Annotated in this window: 18 protein-coding genes; 5 read left to right on the top strand and 13 right to left on the bottom strand. The window is 46.5% G+C overall.

Features of this window, described 5'->3' with window-relative positions; all coding sequences use genetic code 11:
• Nucleotides 1–153 precede the first annotated feature (153 nt).
• The gene (locus AB4Z50_RS00550) at nucleotides 154–2,016 is read left to right on the top strand and encodes an LTA synthase family protein (RefSeq protein WP_441874659.1); all 1,863 of its coding nucleotides are present in this window, start codon (nucleotides 154–156) and stop codon (nucleotides 2,014–2,016) included.
• Between the two features lie 75 nt (nucleotides 2,017–2,091).
• On the opposite strand, the gene bcp is transcribed toward AB4Z50_RS00550, so the two are convergent.
• From bcp to AB4Z50_RS00525, 5 genes are all read right to left on the bottom strand, one after another.
• Nucleotides 2,092–2,562: a thioredoxin-dependent thiol peroxidase gene (gene bcp / locus AB4Z50_RS00545; protein WP_441874658.1), complete on the bottom strand. Its 471-nt coding sequence runs from the start codon at nucleotides 2,560–2,562 to the stop codon at nucleotides 2,092–2,094.
• A gap of 14 nt (nucleotides 2,563–2,576) precedes the next feature.
• The gene (locus AB4Z50_RS00540) at nucleotides 2,577–3,257 is read right to left on the bottom strand and encodes a VOC family protein (protein ID WP_441874657.1); all 681 of its coding nucleotides are present in this window, start codon (nucleotides 3,255–3,257) and stop codon (nucleotides 2,577–2,579) included.
• Nucleotide 3,258: 1 nt separating this feature from the next.
• The gene (locus AB4Z50_RS00535; RefSeq protein WP_441874656.1) at nucleotides 3,259–4,317 is read right to left on the bottom strand and encodes an asparaginase; all 1,059 of its coding nucleotides are present in this window, start codon (nucleotides 4,315–4,317) and stop codon (nucleotides 3,259–3,261) included.
• A gap of 222 nt (nucleotides 4,318–4,539) precedes the next feature.
• Nucleotides 4,540–5,871 (bottom strand): ABC transporter substrate-binding protein, encoded by a 1,332-nt coding sequence (locus tag AB4Z50_RS00530; RefSeq protein ID WP_441874655.1) that lies wholly within the window; start codon nucleotides 5,869–5,871, stop codon nucleotides 4,540–4,542.
• A 137-nt stretch (nucleotides 5,872–6,008) separates the two neighbouring features.
• Nucleotides 6,009–7,559 (bottom strand): helix-turn-helix domain-containing protein, encoded by a 1,551-nt coding sequence (locus AB4Z50_RS00525; RefSeq protein WP_441874654.1) that lies wholly within the window; start codon nucleotides 7,557–7,559, stop codon nucleotides 6,009–6,011.
• Between the two features lie 196 nt (nucleotides 7,560–7,755).
• Between AB4Z50_RS00525 and AB4Z50_RS00520 the strand changes: the two genes are divergently transcribed.
• Nucleotides 7,756–8,367, top strand: a complete 612-nt coding sequence (locus tag AB4Z50_RS00520; protein ID WP_441874653.1) for a PadR family transcriptional regulator — start codon at nucleotides 7,756–7,758, stop codon at nucleotides 8,365–8,367.
• A 71-nt stretch (nucleotides 8,368–8,438) separates the two neighbouring features.
• Here the strand turns inward: AB4Z50_RS00520 and AB4Z50_RS00515 are convergent, their stop codons facing one another.
• Complete coding sequence (locus tag AB4Z50_RS00515) at nucleotides 8,439–11,654, bottom strand: MMPL family transporter (protein WP_441874652.1); 3,216 nt, start codon at nucleotides 11,652–11,654, stop codon at nucleotides 8,439–8,441.
• Between the two features lie 27 nt (nucleotides 11,655–11,681).
• Nucleotides 11,682–12,122, bottom strand: a complete 441-nt coding sequence (locus AB4Z50_RS00510) for a MarR family winged helix-turn-helix transcriptional regulator (RefSeq protein WP_076266311.1) — start codon at nucleotides 12,120–12,122, stop codon at nucleotides 11,682–11,684.
• Nucleotides 12,123–12,351: 229 nt separating this feature from the next.
• On the opposite strand from AB4Z50_RS00510, the gene AB4Z50_RS00505 reads away from it, so the two are divergent.
• Together AB4Z50_RS00505 and AB4Z50_RS00500 are read left to right on the top strand one after the other, a co-directional pair.
• Nucleotides 12,352–12,915, top strand: a complete 564-nt coding sequence (locus AB4Z50_RS00505) for an FAD-dependent oxidoreductase (RefSeq protein WP_441874651.1) — start codon at nucleotides 12,352–12,354, stop codon at nucleotides 12,913–12,915.
• 156 nt (nucleotides 12,916–13,071) lie between these two features.
• Complete coding sequence (locus AB4Z50_RS00500; protein ID WP_441874650.1) at nucleotides 13,072–15,708, top strand: EAL domain-containing protein; 2,637 nt, start codon at nucleotides 13,072–13,074, stop codon at nucleotides 15,706–15,708.
• A gap of 108 nt (nucleotides 15,709–15,816) precedes the next feature.
• Here the strand turns inward: AB4Z50_RS00500 and AB4Z50_RS00495 are convergent, their stop codons facing one another.
• On the bottom strand, nucleotides 15,817–16,734 hold the full coding sequence (locus AB4Z50_RS00495; RefSeq protein WP_441874649.1) for a hypothetical protein: 918 nt from the start codon (nucleotides 16,732–16,734) through the stop codon (nucleotides 15,817–15,819).
• Nucleotides 16,735–17,019: 285 nt separating this feature from the next.
• Between AB4Z50_RS00495 and AB4Z50_RS00490 the strand changes: the two genes are divergently transcribed.
• The gene (locus AB4Z50_RS00490; protein WP_441874648.1) at nucleotides 17,020–18,765 is read left to right on the top strand and encodes a methyl-accepting chemotaxis protein; all 1,746 of its coding nucleotides are present in this window, start codon (nucleotides 17,020–17,022) and stop codon (nucleotides 18,763–18,765) included.
• Between the two features lie 80 nt (nucleotides 18,766–18,845).
• On the opposite strand, the gene AB4Z50_RS00485 is transcribed toward AB4Z50_RS00490, so the two are convergent.
• From AB4Z50_RS00485 to AB4Z50_RS00465, 5 genes are all read right to left on the bottom strand, one after another.
• Entirely contained in the window at nucleotides 18,846–20,867 is a 2,022-nt protein-coding gene (locus AB4Z50_RS00485) for an ABC transporter ATP-binding protein (RefSeq protein WP_441874647.1), read from the bottom strand.
• Nucleotides 20,868–20,889: 22 nt separating this feature from the next.
• Nucleotides 20,890–22,635 (bottom strand): ABC transporter ATP-binding protein, encoded by a 1,746-nt coding sequence (locus AB4Z50_RS00480; protein ID WP_076266316.1) that lies wholly within the window; start codon nucleotides 22,633–22,635, stop codon nucleotides 20,890–20,892.
• A 557-nt stretch (nucleotides 22,636–23,192) separates the two neighbouring features.
• Complete coding sequence (locus AB4Z50_RS00475; protein ID WP_441874646.1) at nucleotides 23,193–23,537, bottom strand: hypothetical protein; 345 nt, start codon at nucleotides 23,535–23,537, stop codon at nucleotides 23,193–23,195.
• Between the two features lie 100 nt (nucleotides 23,538–23,637).
• Nucleotides 23,638–25,935: a helicase C-terminal domain-containing protein gene (locus AB4Z50_RS00470; protein ID WP_441874840.1), complete on the bottom strand. Its 2,298-nt coding sequence runs from the start codon at nucleotides 25,933–25,935 to the stop codon at nucleotides 23,638–23,640.
• Nucleotides 25,936–26,154: 219 nt separating this feature from the next.
• The gene (locus AB4Z50_RS00465; protein WP_441874645.1) at nucleotides 26,155–26,529 is read right to left on the bottom strand and encodes a hypothetical protein; all 375 of its coding nucleotides are present in this window, start codon (nucleotides 26,527–26,529) and stop codon (nucleotides 26,155–26,157) included.
• Nucleotides 26,530–26,585: the final 56 nt, after the last annotated feature.

Raw genomic sequence — 26,585 nt, 5'->3', positions numbered from 1 at the left:
TGATTGGACATGGAGGAGCCTTTTGCCTTTTGACATTCGACTATAATTAGGAGCATAATGGATAAGAATTTACAGAACGAACGTATATTATGATTAGCGGCCTGGCTGCCTCTGTGAGATGGCCAGTTTTTGCTGTGAAAGGTAGGCGGTTATATGACATTTTTAACTCCAAAACGATTATTAAGCACTCGTCCCATCCTTTTCTTTTCATTTATTATGCTTCTCAAAAGCTATCTGGCTTGGATGGTCATTTTCGAGGATGGTTTTTCGTGGACTACTATTTTAAAAGAAATTCCGTTTGTCCTCATTGTTTATTGTCTCATAGAGTGGTTCGCTTCGAAACGTAAACTTATTTACTATTTAATAGCAAATCTAGTAATGACACTCATATTATTTGCCGTCATTATGTATTACAAGTATTACGGTGTTATTGTAACCTATCTCGCTCTAGAGCAGGTAAWCCAAGTTACCGCGGTTAAAAATAGCGTATTTTCACTGATGGACCCTTATTACTTGCTCATCTTTATCGACATTATCATTATGGCTGTTCTGTTGTTTAGACCTAAGAAAGCCGTGAATTGGAAGAAACAAAGCTCCGTTAAGGAAAGCAAACGACTTGTCCTTGCCCTGTTCAGCATTTCAATTGCGCTTTGCTTGTTCAACATTTTGCCTAACCGCGCCAGCATGAATGAGATCGTCAAAGCGGAGCAAATGGGCATACTCAATTACGAGGCTTATATGATTTTCAAGAACAAAACGATTGACTTTGTTGATCCAAACCATATCACGCAAGAAAAAATCGATTCCGTCAAAAAGATCGAAACACCTGCCGCTCCGCAGCTGTGGAAAACAGCAGCAGGCAAAAACGTCATCATTATTCAAATGGAGTCATTTCAAAACTTCCTCGTCAACTTGAAGATTGACGGAAAAGAGATTACGCCTAACATTAATAAGCTGGTCAACGAAAACTATTACTTCAAGCATTTCTATCAGCAAGTCGGCCAAGGTAATACATCCGATGCGGAATTCGTCGTGAATACGTCTTTCTATATTCCGCCACGCGGCGCGGCAACGATGATTTATGCCGACAAAGAGCTTCCGAGCTTGCCGAAACTGCTGAAAGCAAACGGTTATGACACAACTACGTTCCATACGAATGTTGTTGAATTCTGGAATCGAGGCGAGCTTTACAAAGCGCTTGGATTCGACCGTTACTACGATCAGAAGTTTTTTGGAGATGAAGATACCGTATTTTTTGGTGCTTCCGATGAGCAGCTTTACAAGAAAACAGCTGCTGAAATGTCACGCATGAGCGAGAATGGTAAACCATTTTATTCCCATGTTATTTCGATGACATCGCATCACCCATTCACCATTCCTGCTGACAAATACAAAATGACGCTCCCTGAGCGTTATGAGAAAACTTTTGTTGGTGATTATATCCGTGCACAAAACTACGCTGACTTCGCCCTTGGCGAATTCATTGCAGATTTGAAGGAACGCGGCATTTGGGACAACAGCTTAATCTTGTTATACGGTGACCATCTCGGCCTTCCAGTATACTCGCTGGATCGTGATGACAAAGCGCTTATGGCTGAAATTTATGGTCATGAATATAGCTACACCGATATGATCAACATTCCGCTCGTTGTTGCATCGACAGGCGTAACAGAAGGCAAAGTATTCGATCAGCTTGGCGGTCAAGTTGACGTATTGCCTACGATCGCGAACATGCTTGGCATTTCCTTGGATGATCATATCCACTTCGGCCAAGACTTGTTTAATCAGTCGTATAACGTATTGCCACAACGTTATTATCTCCCGACTGGCTCATTCTTAAGCAGCAAAGAGCTATTTATGTCAGGCAGCGGGTATGAGGACGGCAAGCACTATTCCTTAGCCGGAGACGGCATTACGGAGCAGGCTGCGACAGAAGATGAGTATCAGCGTGCATTAGAGCTCCTCAACTTATCTGACAGCTATGTTAGCCAGCTGCCTTCTTGGAAGACCAAATAATAATAAAACTAAAAGGCTCCCCTTGAAGCGAATATCACGCTTCGAGAGGAGCCTTTTTTTACGGAAATGACAAAGCTAGCTGCTTTTTACCGCTTCAAGTACTTCCTTCACATGTCCATCCACACTTACGCTGCGCCATTCCTTAACAAGCTTGCCCTGTTCATCAAGCAGGAAAGTCGAGCGCTCGATACCCATAAATTCCTCACCGTTCCAGCTCCGCAGCTTCCATACGCCAAACAGCTCCGAAACCGTATGCTCGGTGTCAGACAGCAATAGGAATGGCAGCCCATGCTTGTCTACGAATTTCTCATGGGAGGCAAGATCATCAGGGCTGATTCCGATTACCTCCGTGTTGTTCGTGCCGAACTCGCCGTTAAAGTCACGGAAATCGCATGATTCAGTCGTACAGCCAGGCGTCATGTCGCGCGGATAAAAATAAATAACGAGCTTCTTGCCTGAGTAATCTGCAAGCTCAACTTCTTTGCCATTGGATGCTTGCAGCTTAAAATTCGGGACCTGGTCCCCTACTTTTAATTGTTCTCCCATCGTTGAATGCTCCTCTACTTTTTATTTTCAATCAACAAGCCTTGCTCGCCTTCCACCAAGTACAGCTCACCCAGCCCGTGCACGGTCACATGAACTGGGAAGCTCTCTGCGTTTTTGTTCGTAAAATGCCAGCGTCTTCCTTTTCCAACCACTATAAATATACCATTATCATCGCCGATTGGATTGAAATTGTCATTGCGCGTCCTGTAGGTCATGATGCCAAGCTCTGCAAATTGATCGACTGCTGTAGGAACGTCGCTGGTCGTTATGCCAATTTCACTGATACAAAGAATATCTTGCTGCGGGTCAAAGGGACGCTCAACACCGTTATCCATCGTATGGCGAGCAATCAGCTCTAAAATATTACCCGACGGGTCTTCAAAATAAACAGAATGCGAGTTCCATGATTCACTATACGACACATCCTGACCTGCCTCCGTACCAATTGGAACAAGCGCTTCGATCCACTTTTTTGCTTCCTCGAGCTTATTCTCTGGGATCGTAAAGGCAAAGTGATAACAATACGCTTCAGCAGCTTGATCACCAGTCTCTTGGAAAGTCAACTCGCTCCAGCCTGCCTGAACGGTAAAGCTGTCCTTCTCAGAGCGAATAACCGGAAATGCCAGCACATCCCTATAAAAAGGCAAAATGCTTGCTGCTTTTTCTGTCAAAAGCACCAGCTTTTCTATAATCATTTTACACCTCGTTATGTTCGTGATACAAAACACTTTCCGTTACGAAAGCTTTTGCCTGTGCTTTATCATCGTATAAACCATATGCGAGCATGAGCTTAGTTATTGCAGCCTCAACCGACAGCTTCTCAATTACAATGGCACCCGCTTCAATAAGGCGCAGAGACGACGAATATAGGGCAGCCGAACGATCTCGGATCGGACATATGTATACATCGATGCCAAGCTTTTTACAGTTTGCAATAAACGCAGGAAGCGAGTACGGCCCTGCTTCTATTGCGCTTGCTGTACCCGAATGATGCAAATCATGGAGGATCGCCTTCGGCCGAATCGTTGTAAAATCATACAGCGAATAGTTCAAGCCCGGATATGGCCGAATATAGACGATGCTGGAATCGAGCTTAAGGGTGTCCGGCTCCCATGCAAACGACGCTTTGGGCTTAGTACTCAGCGCTTCCGGTCTTGGATTTCTCTCATGCTCCAGCCAGTTGAACACTCGGTCTGCCATCTTTCCGTACGGCACGCCGTAGGGGCTGCCGAATTGATCCGTAAAGGACATGGCTTGCGTAACTCTAGTTGCTAAGTAAACAAGTGCATCCCCTTTGTCATCCTCGTAAACGACAAATACGCCCGGCAGCTGTGCATCCACTACAAAATTGATTGCATTTGCAAAATTACGGCGCCCATTGCTTCTTTCATCGGCAACCGGGTAATTGCTGGCGGTCAGCACAATTGGAATTTTTGTATCTGCGAACAAATAACCGATCATCGCTGCGCTGTAAGCCAGCGTATCCGAACCATGGGTGATGACTATCCCAGCATACGAGTCGGTATCTATCCCATGGACAGCCTCTGCAAGCGCAATCCAATCCTCGGTTGTCATATTTTCACTTAACAAGTTAAGCGGCTGTATCGCATCAAGTCTAACATCATTGCGCTGCTCAGCACTGTTGATATAATCATCTATAAGCGAATAAGATCCCGCGTCATTAACATCGATGCCGTTTCCCTGCTTTTTGCTTCCAATGGTCCCGCCTGTAAAAACAACCAATAACTGCTTCACAAATGTTCCTCCTTATTGTCTTGCAATCGCTAGCCAGCGATAAAAAAAGATAACTTCTACTATCGTATATGCGGCTCTACACTCTGGTCAAGGCACAAGCTCTATCCTTACATGTTGCCCTGTGCAACTCGCTTCATACGAGATCACATCGCCTATTCATCCAATTAAAAAAGGAGGTACTGGGCATTTGCAACTAACATGCCTCCAGCATCCTCCATTCATTTAATCTCGCTCCTGTTTTCCTTGCTTCCGCCAAAAATCATCGAACTGCTTAAGCAATTCCTCCGTAGAAATGACATTCATCAAATGTTGTCGACCCAAATCCGTTCCCATTTGAAAAAATTGACTGTAATTTTTATAATAGCTCGGTTTTCTTACGCCCTGAAACCGATCGGGGTCATTTGCCATCAGCATATAAGGGGCATACGGCCCTGTAGAATACTTTTCCTCTTCAATCGTATTGTTATAGATGGATATAACGCCTGAGGCATCAGCAAAGGCGCGATTGTTCTCAATCGAAGACAAATAGGAAATGAATTTCCAAGCCTCATCCTTATGCTTAGACTGGGAAGCAATCCCCCAGCCGGCTGCACCAACGTTGTAATGAGAGATCCCATCAGGCCCTGTAGGCAAAGGAGCTGTTGCCCACTGGCTGCTCTCCAGCTTTTCCTTGATCATCTCTATCACGTCTGAGTCTTGGATAAGCAAAGCCGCATTGCCGTTCACAAATGCTTGAACCTGTTCATTAAAGCCCCAATCTATGGACGCAGGATCTGAGATCTCTGTATAAATCTTCTTGTAAAGCTCAACAGCCTCTGCTGCCCGCTTGCCTGAGAATATCGTCGAGCCATCCGTATTAAACATGGAATCGCTTATATCGACGTTCTCTCCGTTATAGTCCTGAACGATTGAAGACAACGTATTAACGGCACCACTGCCTCCGCGAAAGGAAAAGCCATACATCCTCTCCATCGGCTTCGTCAATTGCTTGCCGACAAAGAAGAGCTGCTCCCATGTTTCTGGCACTTGCAGCGCCTTGGCATCGAACCAATCCTTGCGATAATAAAGCTGCACTTGATAAAGACTGCTCGGAATATAATAAGCAACATCGCCTGCATCTCTAGACATCAGCTTTGCATTATTGTTAAGCAGCATATAATTGCTCCATGATGAAATATAACTCTCCAAGCTGGTTATCAGACCACTTTCCGCAAGCTGATGTACCGTAACGTCCCGCACCTCAACAATATCAATCGCTTGATTCTGCTCCAGCATCGTCAAGATCGTCTGATCAGCGGTCTCRTATTCTGATGTCACTCTCACAATCTCAATGGTTGGATTGTCGAGTTCAAATTGTGCAATTAATTTGTCTAATTCCACTGTCCGCAGCGGCGTCATTAGGCTCTCAACAATTTTTAAAGTCACCTTTTTCGGAGCTGGTGTCTGTTCAAGCGGTTCCGGACTATTTGGATTAAGCGTACAACCGCTTATGAAAGATATCATGATAATTAACGAGAGCGGGTATAGTGCTTTGCCCATTTGAGTGAGCTTCATAAATTCCCTCCCGATCAAAAAGTAATGATGCATAACCATTACTTTATTTATCGGCTACATACGCTTCAATCAATACAGCTGACCTCTTCTTTTTTTTTTGCAGAATACCACAGATAAAATGGAACGAGCGCCCTCATTTATTGCGCGTAACTCATCAAATGCCTCACTGTCTCATCGATGAGCCCATCGTGGACGGTCGGATTATAGTTCAGCCGGTCGTGATAGCCGATAAAGATACATCTTCTACGCGCATCCTTTTCCCTCAATCGGCGCCAGCCCTCCTCCAGCTGATTGCAATAATCACGGGAAGCCTCCGCTGGTACGAGGAAGAGAACGCTGCTGCAGCCTAGTTCAGCGATCTCCCTTAGCGAGCTCGTATCAAGAAACCCGATCTGGTGTGCCGATTTCGGATAGGTCATTTGCAAATCGTCATAAAAAAGGTCCTTCATCTTGCGGCGGCGCGGGCCAAATATTCGAAAGCCCGTTTTTCCGGCATGAACAATTAAGATAGGCTCATCGCCTAAATTGTTTTTGAGCTGCTCACGCGCGTTTTGCACCTTCATCTCGTAATAGGACAACCAGCGCTCTGCTACGGTGGACAAGCCTAATGCATTGCTTATCTCAAGCAGCCGCTCCTTCCAGGAATAAGCCTTCCAATCGAGCATTAGAACCGGAGCGATAGCCGAACATGCCGCGTACATTTCCTCATCCAGCATACCTGCCAATATGAGATCCGGCTCCGCTTCACGCAGCTGCTGGAGCACCCGTTCATGCTGATGAGTGCTCAACCGAATAAAGGACAAGCAAGTAGGCATGCCGATAGCTGATAGGTCGCCCGCGAACACAGATACAAGCGTGGCTACTCGTTTCTTCGCAAGCTGAGCATATTCCGTAGGAGCCAGTCCCATATGTTTCTTAAACAGCCGGCTAAAATAGTACTCGTCAGGATAGCCGACGGAATGGGCTACGTCGACGATGGAAGAGGACGTACCCGAGAGCATGCGCATAGAAGCATCGAGCCTCAGCTTGGTCATATATTTAAGCGGTGTAAGTCCTGTATAACTGCGAAAGGCTTGATAAAAACGGCTTGTACTCACCCCGGAGGATCTTGCAAGCTCCTCCATATCCATCGGTGTGCTTAACTGCTCAATCATAAATTGCTTGGCTTGCTCGACGTAGCCAATTAAATCAGCTTCGGTCTCTCTCGGCTGCTGGACGGACTGAATGAGCGCAGCCACCATTGCATAAAGCTGTGATTGCAGCTGATAGTATAAAACCACATCATCAGTACCGCAGTCGCTTTGAAAGTCCTGAAGCCAGCTTCTCGCCTGCGGCAGCCTCAGCAGTTTTAATCCCATACTGTCTCGGTAAGGGAGCATCTCCGCGCCTGCTGCTGTCGAACCGCTTCGGAAGCGAATAAGTACGATTTCAGCTAGATGGTTGCCCTCATTAAGCAGCGTACATTCACAATGGGACGGAATGAGAAACAGCTCACCGCCAACGGCTTTTTTAGTCGTGTGCTGCCCCTTCTTCACAATGGAAACCTTTATTTTATGTTGAAGCACAAACGCAAAGCATTGCTCCTCTCTATTGTTCAACTGCATATGGTGCAGCGACGGGAGCTTAACTTCCTCCGTGCCAATATAGAACATTTCACCGTACTTTGTTTGATTCGGTTGCTGCGACATGCGCGCTCACATCCTTAATAAACAATATTATTTTATAAATTGTAAATAATAATAATTATCATTGTCAATGCTGTAAGTAGAGTAAGCTTATTCCAAATGACAGCTGATGAGCGATCCCTTATGTTTCACTTCACCCTCAAGCATTGAAAAACAGAAGCTTTCCTTATCATAAAGATCGAGGTGACTTAACTTGAAGATGTCTACTAATGATGTTTCCAAAGAGCATCATCAACATAGCAAGGAAGAGCCTGAAGTCAATCCCCGCAGCAGCAAGCGTTATTTTGGCCGCGGCGGCGTGAAGGTTGCACTTATGAAGCTCCTCATCGACCAGCCAATGCACGGTTACCAGATGATGAAGGCTTTAGAGGAGCAGTCTGGCGGACTTTATGTACCCAGTGCCGGCTCCATTTATCCCACGCTTCAGATGCTTGTGGGATCCGGCTTCGTCTCCGTTCAGTTAGAGGATGGCGCCAAAAAAGTCTATAAAATTACCGAGCAAGGTCGTGCAGCATTGCAGCTGCTTCCTGAAAAAACAAGGCATAATAAAGCCGAGGGCGGCAGCCCATCACCAAAAGCCGAATCGTTCCGGAATGAGAAAATTCGGATTAAGCTTGGATTATCGATTGAATCCTTTAATCTGCTTAAGCTGGTAACACGCGCCGAACAAGAAGCATCCGCGAGCAAAGAGCAAGCAGAAGAGCTGCAGCGTCTGTTAACTGAGCAGCAGCAGCAAATCAGCGCCTTTCTCGATGGGTCCGTGCAAAATGCGAATGCAGCTAAGGTTCCATACGAATTGGCCGGACGTTAAGTAACAAGAAAAGGGTTATCGCATAGGTCTTTGTCATGCACCAAAGACCCTGGATAACCCTGATTTATTAACTAGTGAGTTGAATCATGCGAAACATGATGACCCTTAAGCGTTTGACCGCTATGCAAACGATCCGTTTTCTCAGCATCCTGTTTGCGTCCCATAAAAGGCCACCAGTTAGCAGGACCGAAAGTGCGTACCATAACTGGAATGAATAATGGAAGCATCAACAATGCATAGATGAACAGTCCACAAAGCACAATAGTTGCAATTTGCAGAAGTGACATTACTCCTGAAGGAAGCATCGCTGCGAATGTCCCGCCTAGAATAACAGCTGCAGACATAATTACCGTACCCATGTTTTTCATCGCTTCCAAAATGGCTTCCTGAGGCGACAGATGGCGGTATTCTTTAAAGCGATCCATCAAGAAAATACTATAATCAATTCCTAGTGCGACGAGCATGACGAATCCGAAAAATGGAACCGCCCAGCTAATACCCGACTGCCCAAGCAGCCTTACGAATATGACCTCTGCAATCGCCATCGAGGAATAGAACGTAACGAGAAGCGATGCGATCATATAAAGCGGCATGACGATCGAGCGGAACAAAAGGATAAGGATAATTGAAATGCCGATGAGCATGAGAATAACCGTACGCGAATAATCCGACGCTGAAATATTGCTCAAATCGTTATTCATACTCGTTACACCGCCGACAGCTACCTGTGATCCGTTATAATCGGTGTTTTGAATCGCGCGGTGAACAGCTGCTTCCAGTCCATCGATTTGCGCCATCGTTTCCTGTGCATACGGATTGCCTTTAAATATGACATCGAACTTCGCTGTTTGGCGATCCTCCGACATATACACATTAAGGGCAGCCTGAAATTCCTTGTTTGCAATGGCTTCCTCTGGAATATAAAAGCCCGTCATTTGCTTATTCGGCGATTCCGCTAGACTATTCAAATATCCGCCAGCGGATGTGAGTCCATCGGTTACCTTCGATAAGCCGTCAACGCTTTGATCCAAACCGCCGGTCAATTCGCCCAGCTGATCGTTTAGCGATGCAAACCCTGCCTGCAGTTCCTTCTGTCCATCTGATAGTTCATTAAAGCCCTGCGTGACACCAGGCAGCTTCGATACAATTTGACCTTGGCCTGCGGCTGCCTGCTCAATTCCTTTTTGCAGCTCTCCAAGTCCTGCAGCAAGCTTGCCAAGACCTGAAGCTAGCGCCGTTTGCCCTTCACTTGCTTGCAAGAAACCGGCATTTGCTTGTGTCATTCCCGCTGAAATGCCTGTCAGCTGCTCATTAAGCTGAGACAACTGCCCGCTGATTCCTGCTGCTCCTTGCTGGAGATTTCCAAGAGCAAGCATGGTTTGTTTAAAAGTCTCATCGGCTTGCAGCTCTGGGTGACTTTCCTGAAGTGCAGTCAGACTTTGCTGTACGCCGGATAACCCGCTCGCAAGCTTCTCCTGTTCAGATGCAATCGCGCTATATGCACCTGTAAGCTGACCAAGACCGCCGCCTAGCTGCTCGTAGCTGCTAAGCAATTTACGGCTCGCGCCTGCCAGCTGCTCCGCACTCGCCTGCGCCTGCTTCAAGCCCTCGCTAAGCTCTCCCGCACCTGCAGATCCATCCTGCAGCCCTTGCTGAATCTTCTTCAAACCTGCGCCAAGCTGTACAATGCCAGCCTTCAGCTCATTCGTACCATTAACGAGCTTACCGGCGCCGTCAACAGCTTCATTTAATTTCGGCTTATTCTCGCTTAACGCGCTGCTTGCCTCGGAGAGACCATCACCGATTTTGCCCAAGCCTTCGCCGCTTTGACCAAGCCCGCTCTCAAGGGTGCTGACTTGATCTGCCACGAGAAATTGCTCCATTACATCACCTGTCGGACGAGTTGCACTGCGAACGGCCTTGATGCCTCCAGAATTCGCAAGCTCGCGGCTGATTTGCTCTAGTACAGCAAGCCCCTCAGGTGTGTCCATCGGTTTATCAGCTTTGACCACAACGGTAGTAGGCAGTGAATCACCAGGTCCAAAGCTATCCGCAATAATGTTGAACGCTTTAACAGAGTCATATTTATCGCCAATCTCATCCAGCGAGTTGAAAGAGATTGTGCCTTTATACGCTGTAAGGAAAGGTACGATAATTACTGCCAAAATAACGAGCGCCCACAAAGGGCGTTTTAGTGAAAACTTACCCACCGTACCCCAAAGCTTGCTCGGCTTATGCTCAAGCGAGCCTTTCGCCGGCCAAAACAATTTTGTACCCAGCACCGCCATAAAAAACGGCACGATCGTAAACAATGCGATAAGCAGTACCGCAACACCAACTGCAACGGCTACGGCAGAGCGGTAAAGCATAAACGTTGAGAATCCGATTGCTGAGAATCCCACCAACACAGCTAAGCCAGAAAATAATACGGTTCTTCCCGCAGTACGGTAAGTTTGAACAATCGCTTCTGTCTTGTCGCCGCCGCTATGCGTCAACTCTTCCTTGAAGCGGCTAATGAGCAGGATGCAATAGTCTGTGCCGATCCCAAATAATACGGCAACCAAGAAAATTTGCGTGAAGTTGGAAAGCGGGAAATCAAAATATTTGACTAAAAACGCAATAACGGATTGTGATATTAAATAAGTAAATCCAACGGCCACTAACGGTACGAGCGGCGCAATCGCAGAACGGAATACTACAAACAAAATAATTAAAATAAATCCAAGCGTAATAAACTCGGTTTTCTTAAGCCCTTCCTGCGAGCTTTGTACAACATCCTCAGAAATAAGCCAGTTTCCTGTATAATAATGCTCTACCTTCACATCTGAAATCGTCTCATAGAGACCGTCTCTCAGCTCAGCAAGCTCACGGTCGCCAGCCTCGACATTAACGAGCGCAAGGATGGTGCTTCCATCCTTCGATACCATTTGCTCTTCAAGCTCTTTGGTATCAAAATGAGTCGTCACGGAGAGAACCCCGATAGCCTCGCCTTTGCTCTTCAGCTCATCGATTCCTCTCTTCACTTCCGCTAAATCGGCGTCCTTCAGACCGCCATCCTTATGAAATACAAGCACGGTAGGCATTCCGCTGCTGGCGCCTGCATTATCGCCTCCGCCAATCGATTTCTCCAAGTCCCTGGCGACTGACGAAGAATATCCATCAGGCACGTTGATTTGCCCTTTCGTACGAACAAGCTCTTCCATATTCGGCGCGCTGAGCATTAAGCCTACGGCAGCAGCAAGCCACAATATAAGAACAAACCATCTAAATTTCAAAACGGTTCTCATCTTTGTTCCCCCTCAAATAGAATAAAACTATGGATTCATCATTTCTTTAGCAAGCTTCTCGAAGGTTTCGATAAAACAGTTTGCTTCCTGCTCTTCAAAACGATTAATGTATTTGGCCAGCAGCACTTGTATCTTATCCTCCATGAGGTCGCAAACCTGCTTGCCTTCCTCGGTTAGCGCTAAATAGATGACCCTGCGATCCTTCTCATCCGGAAATCTTTGAATCAAGTTTTTATCAAATAATCGCGTAATTATCGCGGTTATTGAGCTTTTGCCCACGCAAAAAATATCCGCTAATTCGGATGATGTGCTCATTTCCTTCGAATGCAAATAACGTAGTGTCGCAAACTGGTCTACAGTCAGATCATCTGGCATTAACTCGCGGATCATCGCATTTAATCGACGGTTTACAAGAAAATTAGCCGCTTCGTAGCGATCGATGAGTTGTTTCAATGATGCTCGATCCACACTGGTGTCCCCCTTTATATGTAGTTTCTAAATATCCACGAAATTAATTCTATTATGAAACAGTTCGATAATAGAACTATATCAAACGATTTTATTTAAAACAACGCCTTAATTTAGAATATATTGTGAACAGATGTGTACAAGAGAAGGACAAGCCATTTGCTTTTTTTAAGCTGCCGTTTATATACTAGTGAAGTAATCAAACCAACCATTATTGGAGGTATGTCGTATGTACGATATCGTTATTATTGGTGCTGGTCCGGCTGGAGCAAGTGCAGCCATTTTTACTGCAAAAGCAGGAAAAAAGACGCTCGTGTTTGAGAACAACAAAGGAATGACAAAACGCGCTTGGTTCGAGAACTACTACGGAATTTCAGAAATTGGCGGCCCTGACCTTGTGGATACAGGCAAACGACAGGCTGAGAAATTCGGAGCAGAGTTCAAGGAGGAAACCGTACAAAATATCGTTGCCATCACTGACGGCCTGCGGGTGGAAACAGACGGCGGAAGCTATGAAGGAAGGCATGTACTTATTGCAACAGGCGTTTCGACTGAGCTGGCTGAGCATATCGGGATCTCTACAAAACCGGGTACCGAGCCTCGTATCAAAACCGTTATTGCGGTCGACGCGGCTGGTAAAACGAATATTGATCACATTTGGGCAGCAGGAACGGTTGCTGGCGTAAGCGTGCATGCTGTCGTTACTGCAGGGGATGGGGCAAAAACTGCCATTAACATCATTAGCGAATTAAACGGCGAACGTTATGTGGATCACGATATTCTAAAGGTTTAACAGTATCTTCCTGAAACAAAAGCAGGATATTAGAAAAAATTGTCGAATAACAGGGAAAATAATCAAACTCTATTTATGTTCTTATCCTTGTCAGGGTGCTTCGGCACCCTTTTATTTGAACGTAAAAGGTTTTGTCACACTTCCAGGAGGCCGACGGTGAGCAACCCATTGTTTCAGCAGCACAACAAACAATTGACGATTGCTTTCGCATTTGCCTTATGTGCGCTTCTTGCGCTAATCGCCGAGTCGAACCATTTTCAATTTTTGTATGGCATTACCTTTTCGTTAACGAGTCTATTTACACTTCTTGGCTTGCGGTTATTCGGTTACTGGCCAGGACTCTTAATGAGCGCAGTTGTCCTATTCCTAGGCACTTTTTTATTAAAGCAGCCCCTCTTTCATTACATCATCCTTATTGAAGCTGCCTTTACGGGCTTGCTTCTTCGCAAATACAAGAATCAACTATTTGGGATTGACGCCGTTTTCTGGGTTCTAGTCGGAATGCCCGCTATCTATTGGTTCTACTCCTTTCATTCAACGCTCATAACGCAGGATTTGCTTCTTATTGCAGGAATTATTGCCATGAATGGCCTATTTAACGCACTGTTCGCTGAGATTATCTACCAGTACATGCCGCTGCGCAAATGGAGTGGGTTTGCCCGGTCGCAGCAAGGACCAAATTCCTTCAGCAAGGTACTGTTTCATTTCTCCATCGGTATCGTATTCATTTCATTTTTACTCAACATTTTCATTAACAGCTTGAGCTCCATTAAAGAAGTAAGTTTATATGTCGAGCGAATCTCCTCGATCGAAGTCAATMGTATTCTAGAATCATTGGACAAATGGCAGGCGGTTAGCACGGAGGTAGAGAAGCAGGATCAGATTGCTTTCCTTCAACTAGCCCTTGGCAAACATTCCGGGAATTCTATCATTTCTGTGACGAATATTGACCAGAAAGTTATTGCATCCAGCGCGCCTAAGACTGTAGGTGAAATGCTTGATTTCTCCAAAGAAAGCAGCATTACTCCCATTAACAAAAAATCGTATTTAGTCATGCCTGACTTAAAAAAATACTCTTGGCATTTCCAGACCTGGCATGATGGAAATTTGATATATAAAGATAAGCTTCAGGCAACGGATTGGCTTGTTTACGTTGACTTCCCCATTAAAAACCATCAAAAATATTTGTTTTCCAAATATTTTATTCATTTTGTTTATATGATCGGGCTTGCCTTCTTTGCCGTCATTCTAGCGTATCTCATTAATTGGTGGCTCTCTCGCAGTTTAACTCGGTTAGCGAGAGCGACAACGAACCTTCCGCTGAAGCTTCAGGAGATGAACACGTTGGAATGGCCACGAAGCAGTATTGTAGAAATTCATTCGTTGATTGCTAATTTCAAGCATATGTCAACCAATCTCATTCACATGTTTCAAGAATCGCAGCGAAGCAACGAGAGGCTGGAGGCTCAAACTTATTTATTGCAGCAATCGGAGGAAAGACTGCATCAGCTTGCCTATTACGACATGCTGACTGGTCTGCCGAATAGGCTGCAATTCACACTCCATTTTCAAGACATGATCACTATGAACGCTGCTATGAAAAAACCGATAGCCATCATGTTCGCTGACATCAATCGCTTTAAGCAAATTAATGATACGCTTGGACATGCTGTAGGAGATATTTTGCTCGGCAAGGCAGCAGAACGCTTCGGAGCAGCGGTGTTTGATGAATGCAACGTCTTCCGATTGGGTGGGGACGAGTTCGTGTTTGTCGGACAGTATGAGAATGAAGATGAACTTGCTGCAAATGCCCAAGCCGTCGTAGATTCTTTCAATGAGCCTTTTATGATCGACGAAACGCTGCTTTATTTAACCGTTAGCGTCGGCGTTAGCGTGTACCCGCAGGATGGCGGCGATATGGATACTATTATCCGAAACGCCGATATTGCTATGTATAGCGCCAAAGAGCAAGGCGACGGCTGCTATCGGTTTTTCAAGCCAACGCTGGTGTCCGCGATGACAGAGAAGATGCAGATCGAGAACGGGCTTTATAATGCGCTGCAAAACAAACAGTTCTCGCTTCATTATCAGCCAAAAATAAATGCTGCAACCGGCGAGCTATGCGGCATTGAAGCGCTCATTCGCTGGCGTCATCCCGAGCTTGGCATGATTCCACCCGATAAGTTTATTCCACTTGCCGAGCAATCCGGTTTTATATTAGATATTGACAGCTGGGTCTTTCATGAGGCTTGCCGGCAAAATAAAGCTTGGCAGGATGAGGGACTACAGCATATATGCGTCTCAGTGAACATTTCAGCAAGACATTTCTACCAAGGAAACTTATCTGAAATGATCGTCAAAGCGTTAAAGGACACCGGCCTTGATCCGCAATATGTAAGCCTTGAAATTACAGAGGGTGTATTTATGCGGAATATGGATCAAGTGATCGAGACCATCCTTTTCCTTCGGGGACTTGGCATTCAAATATCAATCGATGACTTTGGCACGGGTTATTCATCCTTGAATCAGCTGCAGCGCCTGCCTATATCGGACGTAAAGCTGGATCGTTCCTTTATTCAAGGCATTACGAATGACGAGAAAAAATCATCGATCGTCAAAGCAATTATCGAGCTTGTACATAGCATGAATATGAAGGTTGTTGCAGAAGGCGTGGAGACGATTGCTGAATCGAATTTCTGTACGGAGCTGCAGTGCGATGAGCTGCAAGGTTATTTATTCAGTAAACCGCTGCCGCCACAGGAGCTCGCGCTCCTTCTCAGTAAGAATGAATAAGCTATACAACAAACATGAAGGAGCTGCCTCAAGGTCATAGACCGCGGAGCAGCTCCTACATCTTTTTAAAGTTTACAGGGCTTATTGCATAGTTCGCCTACAAAACAGTTATGCAGTTGGAGCTGGAGTTGCTGCTGCGGAGGTATCCGTTGTGGATTCACTTTTCGCTGCAGCGTCACTCGTGCGTTCGCCACGCGGTCCTTTTCCGCCATGTCCACCCTTGCCATGACCTCCACGCGCCAGGATTTCTCCATTTACATGTTTGGTTGCATGAACGACAGCCTCAGCCAGCTTCGTATCATATTGCTCCTGCGTAATCGTGCCCGCTGCCAGCTCCTCCGCCAGCTTCGCTTTTTGATCCTTTACCTGCACGTCAATGATCACTTGGATCGCAACACCCTTCTCCTCAGCGATTGCCGCCAAGGTCTTGCCTGATTCAAGCTCCGTCTTTAATACATCTGCCGTTATGCCTAGCGCTGCAGCTATGCCATCTACGTTTTTCGCAAAGCCGCCTCCTCTTTCACCACCGCCGCCATGCTTTCCAAAACCTAATCCTTTGGAATCAAGCAGCTTCTCCGCCTGTGCAGCAGCATCCGGCTTTGCTTGCTGTTGTCCAGTTTCTGCAAGCTTGTCTGCTTCTACTTTTGCGTCAGGTTTCGGATTAGCTGCCTCAGCTGCCTCCAGCCATTCAACAAGCTTAGTCTTAAGATCAGCTCGCGTTTTCCCGCTCGCGACTGCAACCTCTGCCAGCGTTGACGTTTGCAGCTTAGTCTGAAGCGCCGCTTCATCGAGCCTTAAGTACGTTAGTAACTGTTCCTGTATTTGTTGAAAGCCGCGTCCGAAACCGCCATGTCTGCCTTCATGATCCTTCTTAGCTGCGCTGCTATCTGCTTGTGCACCTTGCTCTTGCTGCGCCTCGCTGCTTGCTGCTGCCGCATTTACATATTGGCTAGCCCATAGGCCTCCGCCCCCTAAGGCAAGCGTTAGCGCAATAGCACCCGCTGTTATAGCTTTTGCTCTCTTCATTGAATATTCCACCTTTCACTTTCAAATTTGTTGTTACAAGACCTAGCATAGACAATAAAACTTAAGCCTCCTTTAATCCCCGCTGAAAGTTGGCTGAAGACATGCTGTAATTGAACACTTTTCTAACATAAAGCCCCGTATTTCTCTAATAAAAGTTTGTTATTGTAATAACAGATGTCATTCATTGAATTGTAAAAAAATGGACTGTATCGTTACTATTCATTTTTCGACAGAATTCGACGATAACTTATCTTATCTTAACTTTTCATTATGGGGTGTGATTGCATGTTCCGAATTAAGGACAGAAGTTTAGTCGTTACCAGCTCCATCGTATTAGCCCTTCTCCTCGTTATTGTCATTAGCGTCACCGAGTATTTATCCTACAGCACGCAGAAAAAATCCTATTTAGATGAAATTGAACGGATTGGACAAACGCTTGGTTATCAAATCGAAGCTGGTCATGATCTGGTTACTTTTGGATACAACGAAGTATCCGCTGGGCGTGATACCAATAATGCTACGTTCAAGATGCTTAAGCTGCAGCTCGACGTCATGATTAAGAACGATATCGTCGCAAATGCATATGTGTATATGCCTGAGGTAATCGAACGCGACGGAAAAAAATTTATAAAGATGATGCAGAGCAATGAGGCTCTCTCCGCCGCAGGCCTTGGACCTGGAGATGAGTATGAAATGAGTGAAGCATTCGCTGGCAAAATTGATGATGCCCTAAATGAGGGATCTGCTTTGACCGAAGTCGTTACAGATGAATATGGTCAGTGGATTTCTTATTTAGCACGCGTAAAAGACCCAAGCGGCAAATTAATCGGCATATTTGGCATCGATGTTGATTTCAAACAAATTGATGATGCCTTAAATCTTATGTTTTGGAAAAGCATAGGGATTGCAGCGCTGCTAGCCTTTATTGCCATACTTATTATTGTTGCACTGGTAAGAATGACGTTGAAGCCGCTCAAACGGCTCGCGGAAGTATCCTCATTAGCAGCGAATGGCGACTTGACGCTTGCCGTTGCGGTCAAAGGAGGCAATGAAATAGCTCAAGTTTCTATCGCCTTTAATGAAATGATCGCAAGCCTTCGTCAGCTCACAGGCAGCATTCGAATAACATCCGATGAGGTGGCTGGCTCGGCTTTCAACATGCAGCAGAGTGCAGAGCAGACCTCCCGTGCGACAGAAGAAGTAACTGAAGCTATTCAAGAAGTTGCCTCCGGCTCTGAAACACAGCTGCAAAGCTTGCAAGAGTGCCAGCGCGCGATGACAGAAATGACGATCGGCATTCAAAGAATTGCAGAGTCGACCTCATCTGTATCTGAGCTGGCAGCGGACACTACGGCAATGGCTACGGAAGGCGAGACCGTTATTGATCAAACATTGCATCAAATGAATACTATCGAGTCCAATGTAGTCGAAACGGTTACGACCTTGCATGAGTTGAAGGAGCAGAGTGACAAAATAGGCGGCATCCTCGCCTTGATCGGCGATGTAGCCAATCAGACTAATCTGCTTGCACTTAATGCGTCTATTGAAGCGGCGCGTGCCGGCGAGCATGGCAAAGGTTTTGCTGTCGTTGCCCATGAAATCCGCAAGCTGGCTGAACGCTCCAAGGAATCCTCCGAACAGATTGGAACTATACTGCATAGCATCGGAAGTTATGCTTCAACAGCCGTTTCATCAATGGAGCAGTCTGTGGAAGCCGCGCGTTTCGGCTCAAACATCTCGGCACAAGCCGGCGAGTCCTTCCGCTCTATCGTTACTTCCATTCGTGATGTTTCCAGTCAAGTACAGGAAGTATCCGCAGCGTCGGAGCAAATGTCAGCTGGCAGCGAGCAAATTGCAGCTTCGCTAGATGCGCTTGAGGGCATAACGGCTAATTCCGCAGGAAACTCACAGCGTGTCGCTGCGGCGTCAGAAGAACAGCTTGCTTCCATGCAGGAGGTTGCAAGCTCCTCCGAGCAGCTGCGTAATTTAGCTTCTACCTTGAATGAGGCGATCAGCCGCTTCAAGACCTGATGTACTAACAAACGATAATATCTGCCCAAATAAAAAAGGCTAAGCGGGATGACTCTCGCTTAGCCTTTTTTTGCCGTTTTCTATGATGCAGATGCTGCGCCGAATTGCAGCTGATACATCGCGTAATATTTGCCGCGATGCTCCATAAGTTCATCATGGCTGCCTCGCTCCACAATGACGCCGCGATCAAGCACAAGAATTTGATCTGCACTGCGAATCGTCGACAGGCGGTGCGCGATGACGAACGTCGTGCGGCCTTTCTTCAGTACATCAAGTGCCTCTTGAATGATGGCTTCCGTCTCGGTATCAATGCTGGCTGTCGCCTCATCGAGAATAAGAATAGCGGGATCATAAGCAAGTGCCCTTGCAAAGGAAATCAACTGCCTTTGACCAGCAGACAGTGTGCTTCCCTTCTCAATAACAGGAGCATCAATGCCGCCTTGGAACTGACTGAACATGTCGTAAGCGCCAACGTCACGCAGCGACTGTACAATTTTCTCGCGGCTAATCTCCGGGTTATCAAGGCTGATGTTCGATGCAATCGTTCCGGTAAATAGGAATGGGTCCTGAAGAACGATACCCATATGCTGCCTTAGCAGCTGCTTCGGCATATCGCGAACATCAGTGCCATCTACGATGATCTTGCCCTCGTTCGAATCATAGAAACGAAACAACAAATTAAGAATCGAACTTTTGCCTGAGCCGGTATGGCCTACTAGCGCAACCGTCTGGCCTTGTTGAGCGTGGAAGGAAATATTTTTCAGCACATACTCATCCTTTTTATAAGCAAAAGAAACATCCTCGAACTTAACATCGCCCTTATATCGGTCCATTTTGCCGGAAACGACATCGATTCCTTCCTCATCCATCAGCTTAAATACTCGCTCTGCAGATACGCGCGCCGTCTCGAGATTGGATAGCTGGTTTACGATACCAACGATCGGCGCAAACATACGGTTCATATAATCGATGAATGCGTAAAGYACGCCGACCGATACCGCTCCGCGGAGTGAATCGCCCCAGAACATAATGAGTACAATGAGGAACAATGTATTCCGTATAACATTGACTAGATTATGCGATGTCACCGAGTTGAGGCTGAGCAGCTTGTTTTGATATTTATAATAATGCTCATTCATTTCCTCAAATTCCTTCGTCGTTTCCTTCTGACGGCGGAACGCCTGAATAATCGTCATCCCTTGTATCGATTCATTGATCATTCCGTTAATTTCACTCAGCTTTGATCTAATGATACGGTTATAACGAGCAGCGAATTTACGATAAACGATAATCCAAACGATGAGGATTGGCACAAGCGGCAGAGCCAGAAGCGCTAAGCGCACATCAAGCAAGAACAAGGCTCCATAAATAGCCACCATATAAATAACACCTGTAAAGAAATTTGCCAGCACTGCGACATACAGCTCGCGTATAGCTTCTGTATCATTAGTCACCCGCGAGACAACCTGCCCAGCTGATAAATTATCATAATAATTGACCGGCAGCCGCTGCGTGTGTGCAAATATATCCGTACGCATCTTGCGCACGATACGATTCGCTGACGTCTGCAGCATTAGCCGCTGTCCGTAGGTGAAGACAGCTACGAGCAGCAAAAATCCGAAATACATAGCTGCTAGCTTCATTAACGCCGGAAACTCCGGCTTATAGAAGGAATACAGCTCTTGTGATGTAAGCTGTGTTACTGGATACGAGACCGTTTCGCCCGTTTCCTTGTTTGTCACTGCAAGGTTGTTCCCCTCTACGACACGTTTGCCTTGATCAGATGCCAGCGCATCCTCCAGCCAATAAAATTTGCGTCCTACCTGCAGCACGCGAACCTCCTTGCCCTTCTGTTCCGAAGCGGCAAAGTGATCCTCGCGCTTATACCATTTATCTTTATAAAGAACCGCATACTCTTGTTTTGCTTCGACTTCATGCCATTTCTTCTCAATGCCGAGAATATTCTGGTCAATCATCCGTTTTGCAATTAGCGGTCCTGCAAGCTCTGCGCATACAGCAAGCACGAGCAGAAGAAGCGCAAGCAGGATCGGTTTTTTATAAAGCATGGCGTATTGAAACAATCGTTTTCCTGTGTTGCCCATTGCTCTTCACGCCTCCAATTTATTACGTTTCAATAATAGCCTCAAGCTGCTGACGATCATACTGCTCGCGATACCAGCCGCCCATCTCCAGCAACTGCTCATGTGTGCCTTCTTGCACAATTCGTCCTTCGTCGAGAACGATAATCCAGTCCGCATGCTGTACTGCGGATAACCGGTGCGTCGTAATGAATGTCGTCTTGCCTGCTCTTTCTGTACGTATGCCCTCAATAATCTCGGATTCCGTCTTCCCGTCAACAGCTGACAAAGCATCGTCCATTAGCAATATTTCCGGATCAGCGATAAGGGCACGCGCAATACTCACGCGCTGCTTCTGTCCGCCGGACAATGCCACGCCCCGCTCGCCTACCATCGTCTCAAGTCCATCCGGCAAAAATTTAATATCTTTGGCGAATGAAGCCCGCTCGAGTGCTCGCTGCAAATCGGCGTCTGTGCCTTCTTTTAGGCCGTAGAAAATATTTTCGCGAATCGTCTTCGAGAACAAGATCGGCTGCTGCGGCACATATCCGACCCAGCCCAGCATGTCATCGATTTTCAAGCTGCCAAGCGGCTCTCCAGATATATGAATACTGCCGCGTCCGAGCGGATATTCCCGAAGCAGCTGCTTCAGCAATGTAGTCTTGCCGCTGCCTGTTCTGCCTACGATACCAAGCGTCTGCCCCTGCGACAATGCAAAGGAGAGATCAACCAAGTTATCGACTTGGGAGGACGGGTAACGGAACGTCACATTTTTAAATTCAACGGACGTTGGTTCATCTACTTTCACCTGCGTTGCTGCATCAGCAACATCAGGCTTATAGCCAAGTGTTTCACTTACACGATCGAGCGAAGCGTTACCGCGCTGCATAATGTTAATGAGCTCACCGATTGCAAACATCGGCCAGATCAGCATACCAAGAAACACGTTGAAGGATACGAGCTCCCCGAGCGTAATTTCATTATGGAATACAAGATATCCGCCATAACAAAGCCCGATCAAATAACTTGTTCCAACGAGTATTTTCATCGTCGGCTCGAATAACGCGTCGATGCGCGCAACAGCAATATTTTTGTTAAGCACTTCATTTGTTTTGGCGCTGAAACGTGCTTCGCTTGCTTCTTCCTGCACGAAGGCTCTGATAACCCGAACACCAGATACCGATTCCAGCACCTGATCGTTCAAATCGCCAAATGCGTCTTGCGCGTCCATGAAACGTTCGTGAATTTTTTTACCATAATGCTTCATCGCAAGCGCCATAAGCGGCAGCGGCAGCAATGCGGCAAGCGTAAGCTTCACGCTTATCAAGCCTGCCATAACAATTAGAATCGTAATCATAAATAAGGTCGAATCGATTAGCGTCAAAATACCGAAGCCGGCTGTCTGCGCAACCGCTCCTAAATCATTGGTCGAGCGCGCCATAAGATCGCCCGTCCGATTGCGTTCATAAAAGGTGGGGGTCATTCGTAAAAAATGTCCCATTAATCGTGACCGCAGCAACTTCTCCAGCACAAATGCTCCGCCAAACAGCTTGTAATGCCATATGTACGTAATGACATAGCCTACTACCGTTAGTGCGATCCAGCCGTAAAGCACGCGATTAAAATCGGCTTGACCGAGTAAATCCTGATGTATGCCATCAATCGTATAGCCAATAAGCCAAGGCGGGATGACATCAATAATTCCTGTTAGAACTAGAAGTGTTATAGCAACCGTATAACGCTTCCAATGCAATTTAAAAAACCAGCTTAATTTTTTGAGTACACTAAACATGCTTCTCTACCACACCTTCCGCTATCCATCCAAGCTTCGTTTACCTTCGATTTACTCCCGAGAACACAAAAAAAGCGTGTCGTCGTAACGACACGCTTCTTCCCCTCAAAAAAACGCGACTTAGAACATAGTCAAGTCTCGCGAGGTCATAGAAAAGGCGCATAATTACGATGACGTAATCATGCGCCTCTGATGATGGGGTTTACCCTTTAATCAAAGTGAAACAACGCGCGGATGGATTACGTTATTCATGTTCAAATGATGGTTATTCTTCGCTGCAAATTGATTGTAATCGTAAGTGTTCATGTAACGTAACCCTCCTCTCGCTAAAATATATTAGTCACTTTACCATCCATAGAAATTACTGTCAATACCGATTGGTAAAAAAACAAATTATGCCGAGCAAGATGGCAAATAGAATATATCAGCGATTGACGGTACAAGAACGGGGAAGGTAAAATGTAAAATGGCTCGCAGCAGCCACTTATTTTTGAAAGAAGGTGATTTTACAGCATGCGTATTAGAACTTATGCAATCTGCTTATATATCATCACGATTTACTGGATTTCGTTACATATTCCGAGTATGCACACCTTGTTTTTCCCTACCTTGGGTGCCTTCAGCCTGCTCTTCATCTCGCGTCCATTCGAGAAAGCAGAGCTTCGCAAAATCGCCGTTGGCGCCGTGCTTTCCTCGCTTATCGGCTCTTTATTTGCCCACTGAAACGCGAGCGCTCTTTCGCTGCTTCTCACGCTTATCATCGTTATTTTTTGCATCCGAACCTTCAAATGGAATGCGCCTCCGATTTTGGCCGTCGCACTCATTCCTTTTTTTACACATCCCACGTTATTCTGGGTCGTTCCCTTGTCCGTATGCGGATCGCTGCTCGGGTTATTGATCACCTTATCGGCTGCAGCATATGTCGAAAAAAGGTTTGGTTCCGTGCAATTGCCGTCATTTCTCAGCCGCAAACCAAAAACAGAATCCGATTCTGTTAATTGATTATCCCTTCCACTCCTCAGGCAAAAGCCGTTGATACTGGGACTGCAAATACCGATCGTCGATGAGCACGAGTGTGCCGCGATCGGTTTCCGAGCGGATGAGCCTTCCTCCAGCTTGCAGCACCTTGTTCATTCCCGGAAATACGTAAGCATAATCGTACCCATTCTTGCCCTGCTCGTTAAAATAATCCTTCAGCATATTGCGTTCTACACCAAGCTGCGGCAAACCTACCCCAACAACGATAACGCCGACCAATCTGTCTCCGACGAGGTCAACGCCTTCCGAGAACACGCCGCCCATCACCGCAAAACCGATCAAGGACTTCCCGCTCCCAGCCTGAAATGTACCTAAAAAACGATCCCGCTCTTCCTCTGCCATATCGGGCGTTTGCAGCAGTACCTCTGCATCCGAGGCCGCTCCTGTTGGAACAGACCATTCCTTCAGCTCCATATACGTCTCATAAACAGCATTCATGTAAGCGTAGGATGGAAAAAATACAAAATAGTTACCCGGCCGCTCACTCATCAGCTCCATAATCAGCTTCGCTATCGGCAGCTTAGATTGATCGCGGTCATGGTACCTTGTAGAAAGCGGATTAATGACTACATCAAGCTGTTCCTTCGCAAAAGGAGACGGCACTGCGAGCGTATAGTCATTTTCACCCGCTCCCAGCATGTCCATATAATACGAGACGGGAGAGAGCGTTGCAGAGAAATAGATATGCGAGCGATAACCCTTGCCCACCTGCTGCAGCAATTGAGAGGGATCAAGGCAAAACAGCTTAAGCCGAACATCGCTCTTCGAAAGCTCGATATAGACGACATAACGCTCATCAAATAACTTAGCTGTCCGCACAAAATTTTGCGCTGCAAAATAAGTATCCAGCAGCGTGCTGTCTCCGCTAACACCTATAGCGATCGCCTGTTCCGCAGCCGATGCGAATGCATCCACTAATGTGACCAGCTCCTCCGGCAGCTGCCGCTGAATCAAATGCGGCGCCCCATCGCTGCTTTTGCGCAGCGCGATGAAATAATCATTGATTGCCTTGGCGGTGCGATACCCCTCGTTATGCACGCCCTTCAGCTCTCGCTGCAGCGCAAGAAACGGAGCTTTCGTCAGCTCCGCAGAGAACATCTCCCGCGCTCGATCCACAAGATTATGTGCTTCATCCACAAGCAGCGCTGTCCGTTTCTTCATCTCCGCATATTGACGCTTAAATGAAATGCGCGGGTCAAAAATATAATTATAATCACAGACAACCGCATCCGATGCATACGCCAAATCTAGCGAAAATTCGAATGGGCAAACCTTATGCTTATGGGCATAGGCTTCGATAACAGGCCTCGTCATAATCGTTTCCTGCTCCAATATATCAAGCACGGCTCCATTAATCCGATCATAGTAGCCTTCCGCGTAAGGGCAATGCTCTTTCTCGCAGCGGACTTCCTCCTGGAAGCATATTTTATCCTTAGCCGTAATCGTCACAGCGTGCAGATGCAGCCCTTTCTCGCGCATAAAAATTAGGGCGTCCTCGGCTGCCGCTCTTGTTGTCGTCCTTGCTGTCAAATAATAAAAACGCTGCAGCATGCCTGCTCCTATCGCTTTGATCGTTGGATAGGTCGTCGATATGGTTTTCCCTATACCCGTCGGCGCCTTCGCAAACAAACGAACGCCTTCCTCAATTGATTTGTAGACCGCTCCGGCAAGCTTGCGCTGCCCTGCTCGGTACGTCTCAAACGGAAAAGCCAGCCCCTTAATGCTCTCGTTCCTTAGCTGCTCATGCTTGCGGAGCTGCTGCACATAGGGAGCATATCGCGCAGTAATCTCATAAACGTATTGCTCCAGCTCTACGAAGCTGACTTCCCGCATGAACCGCCGCTCTTCCTCTGTTTTCGTCTGCACATAGGTAAGCTGTACACGCATTGCGGACTGTTCATGCTCCTTAGCATACATGTAGGCATAAAATAGCGCCTGCGCCCAGTGGACAGGATAACCGTCCTCCGCTATACGATCCAAGTCACCGCCAGTCGATTTGATTTCATCTACGGTCAATATCGGGTCTGTTCCGAGCAGTCCATCACAGCGACCGTCCACGACAAACAGCAGATCATCCAATTGGATATCCGCTTTGACATAGACCTCCTTCTGATCCTGCTCACCATAGGTTAGCTGTACTCTCTGATGCGCTTTCGTGCCCTCATGCATCGTATCGATGGCATTTAGCCTTACGTCGATGCTGCCGCTCAGAAATACGTATTCGACTAAGTTTCTCACCGATATCGTGACCGTATCGTTTATCAGCATATTTTCCTTCTACCGCTCCCATAAAGAACATTTGTTCCTCTATTGTAACATAAGCATCATCATCATCGCACAACAGTTATGTTTGTTATTCGCTTGGCGAAGCTACTTATCGCATGTATTAAATCGACAAATAGACGTCAATATTGTATGGAATACAACATAGACGTCTATTATGGAAGCCTTATTCTCCAGCTAATCTATGCGGATCAGTAGTTAGAGCTCTTCCGTCTCATCCTCAGGGTGATTGCCGACACCATTCAATAGGTCAATGCCGTGGAATTCCTCACCGGGAGACGCAGGATCGATCGGACTGTCCTTCGCCATAACGTCCGCATCGGGCACCGAAGCCAGCTCCTCAGAAATTTCCTCTGGCGTATCAACCTCGTCGTCCAGCCCCGCACGATTATCCAGCGAAGMAGGAATATGAGATTCAAGCACGTGTGCATCGGGATGCTGCTTCTCCAGCAGCTCCGATGCATGAGGCACAGCTGCGCCACTCGCATCCTCCGTAAACAAACCAAAATCAGGATCGATATCCTTTTCCGTTGCTAGGCTTTTAGCATGCCGCACATCATGTTCATTATCCATTATAAAGACCTCCTTCTTCATATCACCTACCTTATACTACCCACTATCTGGGCGTT

This window comes from Paenibacillus sp. 2TAB26, from assembly GCF_052115145.1.
GTDB lineage: Bacteria > Bacillota > Bacilli > Paenibacillales > Paenibacillaceae > Pristimantibacillus.
This window is presented reverse-complemented; position numbering and strand designations above follow the sequence as displayed.